Raw genomic sequence first — 6,845 nt, 5'->3', positions numbered from 1 at the left:
TCACCCGTGTCCCAGTCACCCGTGTCCGAGCCATCCGTGTCCCAGCCGCTCGCCGAACCCGTGCCGGCGGCGACCCCGCGTCCCGTGGAGGTCTCCTCGAGGGTGGACCCACCCGAGCCCGTCGAGCGGTTCCACGCCGACCCGACGCCCTCCGGTGAGCTGGCCGCGGTGCCGTCGCACCACCACCAGGCCGGCTCGGGTCGCACGGTCGCGGCCGCGGTGGCCCAGGCGTTCGCCGTGCGGGCCGCAGCAGGCCGCGGGGGCGCGCAGCGACCGGACGATCCGCCGACAGACGGCGGCGCCCCGCCCCAACCGGACCCCGGACCCGTTGCTGCCGAGGCGGCTGACGGCTTCGACCCGGCGGCGACGACCGATCCGGACGGCCTCGGTCTGGCTGCGCCGGCCGGTTCCGGGCCGGAGGAGGCAAGGGCTGCCGAGCCGGACGGGCAGGCGGCAGCCGTGAGCGACGACGGCTGGGCAGCCGTACCGGCTTTCGAGCCGAACGGCAGTCACGGCCCCGAGGGGAACGGGACGCCGCCCGAGAGCTGGGGTGCGCCCGTGCCGGACGTCGACGGCTCCGCGCCGGGCGCGGTGGCCGGAGCGGCTCTCCCGGACGTCGGATGGGGGGCGCAGGCCCAACCCGCTCCCGAACCGGCCACAGCGCCCGCCCCCCGCTCCGACAACGACGACCCCGGCCGGCAGGCCGACCCCCGCGACCGGCTGCTCGCCGTGCTGCTCGACGACCCGGACCGGGCTGTCGGTGCCATGGTCGAGCTGGAGAGCTGCCTCAGCGAGCTGGACCGGCTCTCCGATGCCGTGCGCGCGGGACGGGCCGCCCTGCGGGACGTTCTGCACCGCCTGGCCGCCGCGGGCCTGCGCCCCGACCAGCTGGCCCGGCTGGCCGGGCTGCCGCCGGCCGAGGTTCAGGAGCTGCTGGAAGCCGCGCCCGCGGAGCAGCAGGCCTGGAGCTAGCTCCTCAGCCGGCGATCCGGTTCAGGCGTGCCGAGAGGTGCGGCTGGAGGGGCTGGCCCATCATCGCCCGCTCGTCCACGTAGGCCAGGTCGCCGCCCTCCACGAGTCCGTAGAGGCGGTGCGAGCCCACCACGTCCTTGGCCGACGCCGTGCGTACCACCGCGTCGGTCTCGATCTCCCAGGACGTGAGGTTCCGGGCCCGGCCGTAGAAGATCTCGCTGATCCCGGTGGCGTGGGTGATCAGCACCTCGAGCTCGCCGTCGGGCTGCGGCCGCCAGAAGCCGGTCTCGCGCGCCGCGGGCCGCAGCACCTCGCCGTCGGGGCCGAGCAGCCACGCCTTGGCCTCGTAGGTGAGGAACGGGCGCCCGTCGTGGGCGAAGACGATCTGCTGCCCGAAGGTGTACGGGCCGTCGATCGTGGGGTAGACGACCTCCCCGGTGCCGCGCCAGACGCCGACGAGCGGGAGCAGGCCGATGCACAGCTCGTGCAGGTCGGGGCCCTCACGCAGGTTCGCGGTGTCGTCCGGGATCGGGAGGTCGTCGAACCGCGGCCGGTTGCGCTGCGGGGAGTCGGCCGCTGCGTTCGCCGGGCCGGTGATGGTGCCCGGCATCTCGTCGTTCGGCCGGCTCATGGCTTCGGCTCCGCAGGCACCTCGGGCGCGGCCGGGGCCGTCGTGAAGAGCCGCCGGAGCAGGTAACCGGTGAACACGGTGATGCCGGCGCAGGAGGCGATGAGCACGCCGGTGAACAACCACTGCACCGGCCGCACCCTACCCGGTTGCGACGAAGCCACTTCCACGCAGTGGCACGGCGTGGAAGTGGCTTCGCTGCAACTCGGAGTGGGCTACACGAGCGCGATCTCCGCGCGGTGGACGCCGGGGCCGTCGGCCGTCAGCTCGGCCTGGCCCGTGCCCACCCGCGACAGCGCGCGGACGGTCCAGGTGCCGGGTGCGGCGAAGAACCGGAACTGCCCGGCCTCGGACGCCACGACCTCCGCCGTGAACTCGCCGGTGCCGTCCAGCAGCCGCACGAAGGCACCCCCGACGGGCTCACCGCTCGCGACGACCCGGCCGGTGAGGACGGTCTCCTTGGTCAGGTCGGTGCCGGGCGGGAGCGCGACCGCCTGGTCGGGTGCGCCGCACATCAGGAGGCCTTCTTCGCGGGCGCGCCCAGCTCGATCGGCACGCCGATCAGGGAGCCGTACTCGGTCCAGCTGCCGTCGTAGTTCTTGACGTCGCTGTAGCCGAGCAGCTCGTGCAGGACCACCCAGGTGTGGGAGCTGCGCTCGCCGATGCGGCAGTAGGCGATGGTGGCCTTGTCGGCGTCGTAGCCCTCTTCCCCGTAGAGCTTCGCGAGCTCCTCGTCGGACTTGAAGGTGCCGTCCTCGTTGGCCGCCTTGCTCCACGGGATGTTGATCGCGGACGGCACGTGCCCCGGCCGCTGCGACTGCTCCTGCGGCAGGTGCGCGGGCGCGAGGATCTTGCCGGAGAACTCGTCGGGCGAGCGCACGTCGACCAGGTTCTTGTTGCCGATCGAGTCGACGACCTCGTCGCGGAAGGCGCGGATCGACAGGTCCGGGTCCTTCGCCGTGTAGGTGGTGGCGGGGCGCTCGGCGACGTCCGTGGTGAGGGTGCGGCCGTCGAGCTCCCACTTCTTGCGGCCGCCGTCGAGCAGCTTGACGTCGGCGTGCCCGTACAGCTTGAACTGCCAGTAGGCGTAGGCGGCGAACCAGTTGTTGTTGCCGCCGTAGAGCACGACCGTGTCGTCGTTGCTCACGCCCTTGGCCGACAGCAGCTGCGCGAACTGGTCCTTGTCGACGATGTCGCGGCGCACCGGGTCCTGCAGCTCGGTGGTCCAGTTGACCTTGACGGCGCCAGGCAGGTGGCCGCCGTCGTAGGCGGTGGTGTCCTCGTCGACCTCGAGGAAGACGATGCCGTCGGTGCCGAGGTTCTTCTCGGCCCAGTCGGCGGTGACCAGGACGTCCTGGCGACTCATGCGGTAGCTCCCTGGATGTCGGTGATGCGGTCTCTGGCGTGCGCGAAGACGCCGCCGGCACGGGGCACGGCAGACGGGTGCGGTGGTGTGGACATGCAGATGCTCCTGAGGAGGGGTGCGTGGAAGACGCGAATGCTCAGGAGGCGCGACACAGGCAGCTGCCGACGCGGCACAGGTCAACTGCGCGGCGACGGGTCAGCGGCCAGAACACGCTGGTGAGGGTAACCGAGGATGCGACCTCACGGCAGTGCCGATGAGGAGCAGGTCACTTCCCGGTGGCCGCCACGGTCCCGTTGCCGAGGGTGAGGTCGTCGGCGTAACCGCTGATCTCGAGCACGCCACCGACGGCGCGCAGCTTCGTCGGCGTGGCCGCGAGCGGCAGCGAGCCGGGGTCGATCCGGAGGCTGAACCGCTGCTCGAGCGTCCGCTGGATCGCGGCCGGGAGCGGTGCCGCGTCGCTGCCGCCGAGCCGGATGTCGCGCGGGATGATCTCCGCCTGCCCGTCCACCAGCTGGAGCACGGCGATCACCGACACCTCGGCCTGCTGGCCGAGCAGGGTGGCGGTGCCGGCGAGGCGGACGGCGTTCTCCGGGTCGATCGTCCGCAGCGACTTGTCGCCGCCCTCGTCGACGGCCTGCTGGAGCGCGTAGTCGTCGATGTTCTCGATGCGCAGCTTCTCGATGCCGGGAACGAGCCGCTCCAGGTCGGAGGCGGGGATCTGGACGGTGCCCGCGACCTCCTTCACGGTGAGCGACTTCGGGCCCGACCCGAGCAGCATCGACAGCGGGGCACCGACCTCGCGCAGCTGCGCGTGGACGCCCACGTCCTGCAGCTCACCGACCTGGATCCGGGTGGCCTCGACGTCGACGCTGGAGTACTGGCCGGAGATCGCCTGCGTGAGGAACGGGAACCCGTTGATCCGCACGGACGGGTCGTCGACCAGCCCGATCTGCTCGCGCATCTGGCGGGACACCGCCGACTCGGCGAGCGCCGCCGCTCCGTAGTCGACGGCGACGAACAGCCCGACCAGGACGAGCAGCGCGATGACCAGGCGCCTCATCCGACCTCCGACCTTGCGGCCCGGCGCTCTGCCGGGGTGACGGCTTCGACGGTAGAGCGAGCCCGTTCCCGCCCGTCACCGGGGCTCTGTTGTCCCGCCTCCGTGTCGCTCCGGTGGGCCGAGGCCCTACCGGTCGCCCATGACCTGCCCGACCGCCCACCGGGCGATCCGCCGGGCGAGCTCGGGGTGGGTGCCGCTCTCCCCGTGGCCGTCACCCGGCTCCTCCCACAGCTCGGCCCGCCCCTCCGACGCCCTGACCAGCGTGTGTGCGTGTGCCGCGGAGAAGTAACGGTCGCCCGTGATGTGGACGAGCAGCAGCGGCAGGTCGATGCGGGCGACGACCTCGACCGGGGAGGGCGGGACGGTCTCCCACCCGCCGTCGAGCCGCACCCCGAGCGCGCGGGCGGCGAGCCTGCCGTGCGGCTGCTCGAGCAGCCAGTGCACCCGGCGCATGGCCGCGGTCTCGCGGGAGTACCAGCGGGCGGGCGAGCTGACGGCCACGACGGCGTCCGGCCGGTTGGCGCCGCCCGCCGCCTGCCGCAGGGCCACCGCGGCGCCGAGGGAGAACCCGATCGTGGCCACCCGTTCGTAGCCCAGGTCCCGCGCGGTGGCCACGGCCGCGTCGAGGTCGAGCGGCTCCCGGTCGCCGACGGTGTTGCGCCCGCCGGAGCGGCCGTGTCCGCGCATGTCGAGGGCCACGACGGGCGCCTCGGTGGCGAGCGCCGCGAGCAGGGTGCGGGTGATCGGGTGCCGGACGTGGTGGGTCAACGCGTGCGCGACGACCAGTGCGATGCCCCGCGTCGGCGCCCCCGCGAGCAGGTGCACACCAGCGAGCCGGACCCCGTCGGCGGAGGTCGCGGTCACCGGTACCGGCGTGACCTGCGCCGCGGGGCTCGTGTGATCGACCGACACCCGGTTATCCTGCATCGATCCGCGTGTGGTGTTCCCGCCGGGTCACGCGGATGTGAACGGTGCGTCAGCGCAGCCCGCCGTGCTCTGCTCACGACGGGCCGCAGCGGGCGGCCCAGCTCCCGGTGGGAGAGGAGGCGCGCCACGTGGAACTCCTGCTGCTGACGGCCGACCCCGATCCCGGGTCCGTGCTGCCGGCTCTCACCCTGCTTCCACACGGGGTGCGCACGGCCGCTCCCGAGGTCGCGGCGCTGCTCGACGCAGGCCCGCACGACGCCGTCATCGTCGACGCGCGCACCGACCTGGTCGCGGCGCGCAGCCTGTGCCGCCTGCTCGGCAGCACCGGGATGGACGTGCCCGTCATCGCCGTACTCACCGAGGGCGGGCTGGTCGCCGTGTCCGGTGAGTGGGTCGTGGACGAGATCCTCCTTCCCGGCACGGGCCCGGCCGAGGTGGACGCGCGGCTGAGGCTGCTCAAGTCGCGCCCGGGGGCCGACTCGGGGCGTGACGGCGGCGCGCTCGTGCTCGGCGAGCTCGTCATCGACGAGGCCACCTACGCCGCGCGGCTGCGCGGTCGGCTCCTGGAGCTGACCTACAAGGAGTTCGAGCTGCTCAAGTACCTGGCCCAGCACGCCGGCCGGGTGTTCACCCGTGCCCAGCTGCTGCAGGAGGTCTGGGGCTACGACTTCTTCGGCGGCACCCGCACCGTCGACGTCCACGTGCGCCGGCTGCGGGCGAAGCTCGGCCCCGAGCACGAGCAGATGATCGGCACCGTGCGGAACGTGGGCTACAAGTTCGTGCGGCCCAGCCGGGGCGGGCTGGGCGCGCCGCCGGTCGGGCTCCTCGACGACGACGGCGGTCCCGGCGACGACGAGGAAGGCGACCGGGTCGTCCCGCGCCAGGTCTCCGGGTTCGCCGGTCGCTCCTGATCCGCCGCCCGCGCGGTAGCGTCGTGCGCGTGATCGAACTGTCGTGGCGGGCGGGGCTGGACGAGGCGCTGGCCGCCGAGGTCAGGGCGCTCGCCGACGCGGCGGCGGCCGTCGACGGCACCCCGCCCCTCGGCGAGCACGTGCTGATGCACCTCACCGATGCCGGCCCGGCGCACCTGCTGGCCCTCGACGGCGGCGCGTTGCGCGGGGTGGCCCAGCTCGCCGCAGCGGACGGCGCAGATCACCGCACGGCAGAGCTCGTGGTGCACCCCGAACACCGCAGGGCCGGGCTCGGCAGGCGGATCGTCGAGGAGGTGCTCGCCCGGGCGGGCGGCAGCCTCGACGTCTGGGCGCACGGGCAGCACCCCGGTGCCGTCGCCCTCGCCGCCCGCCTGGGCTTCACCGCGGTGCGGGAGCTGTGGCAGATGCGGCGGAGCCTGCTCGAGCTGCTGCCCGAGCCGGAGTTCCCCGCAGGCGTCCGGGTGCGCGCCTTCGTGCCCGGACAGGACGACGAGGAGTTCCTGCGGGTCAACAACGCCGCGTTCTCCTGGCATCCGGAGCAGGGCGGCTGGGACCGCGCCCAGCTGCAGCTCCGCGAGGCCGAGCCGTGGTTCGACCCGGCCGGGTTCCTGCTGGCGGTGGACTCCGACGACCGGCTGCTCGGGTTCCACTGGACCAAGGTGCACACCGCGCCCGAGCCGATCGGCGAGGTGTACGTGCTCGGCGTCGACCCGTCGGCCCGAGGCTTGCGGCTCGGTGCCGCGCTCACGCTCGCCGGTCTGCACCACCTTCGGGAGCGCGGCCAGACGCGCGTGCTGCTCTACGTCGAGGCGGACAACGCGCCCGCCGTGAAGCTGTACGGCGGCCTCGGGTTCACCCGATGGCAGGCCGATGTTTCGTACCGCCGCTGAGGGCTGTTCACCCGGCGGCAACCAGCGCGGCGATAGACGTGATCACGTAGACGCAGGTCACGGGGAGATC

At 73.5% G+C, this 6,845-nt stretch carries 9 protein-coding genes and 1 pseudogene; 3 read left to right on the top strand and 7 right to left on the bottom strand.

All coding sequences use genetic code 11. The features are described from left to right. A pseudogene (locus FB388_RS31900) lies at nt 1-972 on the top strand (hypothetical protein); the annotation flags it as partial. Between the two features lie 4 nt (nt 973-976). Here FB388_RS31900 and FB388_RS31895 read toward each other — a convergent pair. From FB388_RS31895 to FB388_RS31875, 7 genes are all read right to left on the bottom strand, one after another. Continuing rightward, nucleotides 977-1,603 (bottom strand): heme-binding beta-barrel domain-containing protein, encoded by a 627-nt coding sequence (locus tag FB388_RS31895; protein WP_142106081.1) that lies wholly within the window; start codon nt 1,601-1,603, stop codon nt 977-979. Next, the gene (locus FB388_RS40975) at nt 1,600-1,731 is read right to left on the bottom strand and encodes a hypothetical protein (RefSeq protein ID WP_281290501.1); all 132 of its coding nucleotides are present in this window, start codon (nt 1,729-1,731) and stop codon (nt 1,600-1,602) included. The genes FB388_RS31895 and FB388_RS40975 overlap by 4 nt, the downstream gene beginning before the upstream one ends. Nucleotides 1,732-1,815: 84 nt before the next feature. Next, a complete protein-coding gene (locus tag FB388_RS31890) occupies nt 1,816-2,115 on the bottom strand; it encodes a DUF1416 domain-containing protein (protein WP_142106079.1) in 300 nt (99 codons plus the stop codon). Continuing rightward, nucleotides 2,115-2,966, bottom strand: a complete 852-nt coding sequence (locus FB388_RS31885) for a sulfurtransferase (protein ID WP_142106076.1) — start codon at nt 2,964-2,966, stop codon at nt 2,115-2,117. The genes FB388_RS31890 and FB388_RS31885 overlap by 1 nt, the downstream gene beginning before the upstream one ends. 136 nt (nt 2,967-3,102) lie before the next feature. Then, the gene (locus tag FB388_RS41265; protein WP_370645493.1) at nt 3,103-3,177 is read right to left on the bottom strand and encodes a putative leader peptide; all 75 of its coding nucleotides are present in this window, start codon (nt 3,175-3,177) and stop codon (nt 3,103-3,105) included. 54 nt (nt 3,178-3,231) lie between these two features. Continuing rightward, nucleotides 3,232-4,026, bottom strand: a complete 795-nt coding sequence (locus FB388_RS31880; RefSeq protein ID WP_142106074.1) for an LmeA family phospholipid-binding protein — start codon at nt 4,024-4,026, stop codon at nt 3,232-3,234. 126 nt (nt 4,027-4,152) lie between these two features. Beyond that, a complete protein-coding gene (locus FB388_RS31875) occupies nt 4,153-4,938 on the bottom strand; it encodes an alpha/beta hydrolase (protein WP_246122570.1) in 786 nt (261 codons plus the stop codon). A 143-nt stretch (nt 4,939-5,081) separates the two neighbouring features. On the opposite strand from FB388_RS31875, the gene FB388_RS31870 reads away from it, so the two are divergent. After that, nucleotides 5,082-5,864 carry a winged helix-turn-helix transcriptional regulator gene (locus FB388_RS31870; RefSeq protein ID WP_142106070.1) on the top strand — a complete coding sequence of 261 codons (783 nt, stop codon included), beginning with the start codon at nt 5,082-5,084 and terminating at the stop codon, nt 5,862-5,864. 29 nt (nt 5,865-5,893) lie between these two features. Continuing rightward, nucleotides 5,894-6,775: a mycothiol synthase gene (mshD, locus tag FB388_RS31865; protein WP_142106068.1), complete on the top strand. Its 882-nt coding sequence runs from the start codon at nt 5,894-5,896 to the stop codon at nt 6,773-6,775. Nucleotides 6,776-6,845 lie beyond the last annotated feature (70 nt).

The organism is Pseudonocardia cypriaca, from assembly GCF_006717045.1.
In the GTDB taxonomy this organism is placed as follows: domain Bacteria; phylum Actinomycetota; class Actinomycetes; order Mycobacteriales; family Pseudonocardiaceae; genus Pseudonocardia; species Pseudonocardia cypriaca.
This window is presented reverse-complemented; position numbering and strand designations above follow the sequence as displayed.

Excerpts from the sequence above, each read along its gene's own strand:
- FB388_RS31895 (WP_142106081.1), bottom strand. The coding sequence starts at position 1,603 with ATGAGCCGGCCGAACGACGAGATGCCGGGCACCATCACCGGCCCGGCG.
- FB388_RS31890 (WP_142106079.1), bottom strand. The coding sequence starts at position 2,115 with ATGTGCGGCGCACCCGACCAGGCGGTCGCGCTCCCGCCCGGCACCGAC.
- FB388_RS31885 (WP_142106076.1), bottom strand. The coding sequence starts at position 2,966 with ATGAGTCGCCAGGACGTCCTGGTCACCGCCGACTGGGCCGAGAAGAAC.
- FB388_RS31880 (WP_142106074.1), bottom strand. The coding sequence starts at position 4,026 with ATGAGGCGCCTGGTCATCGCGCTGCTCGTCCTGGTCGGGCTGTTCGTC.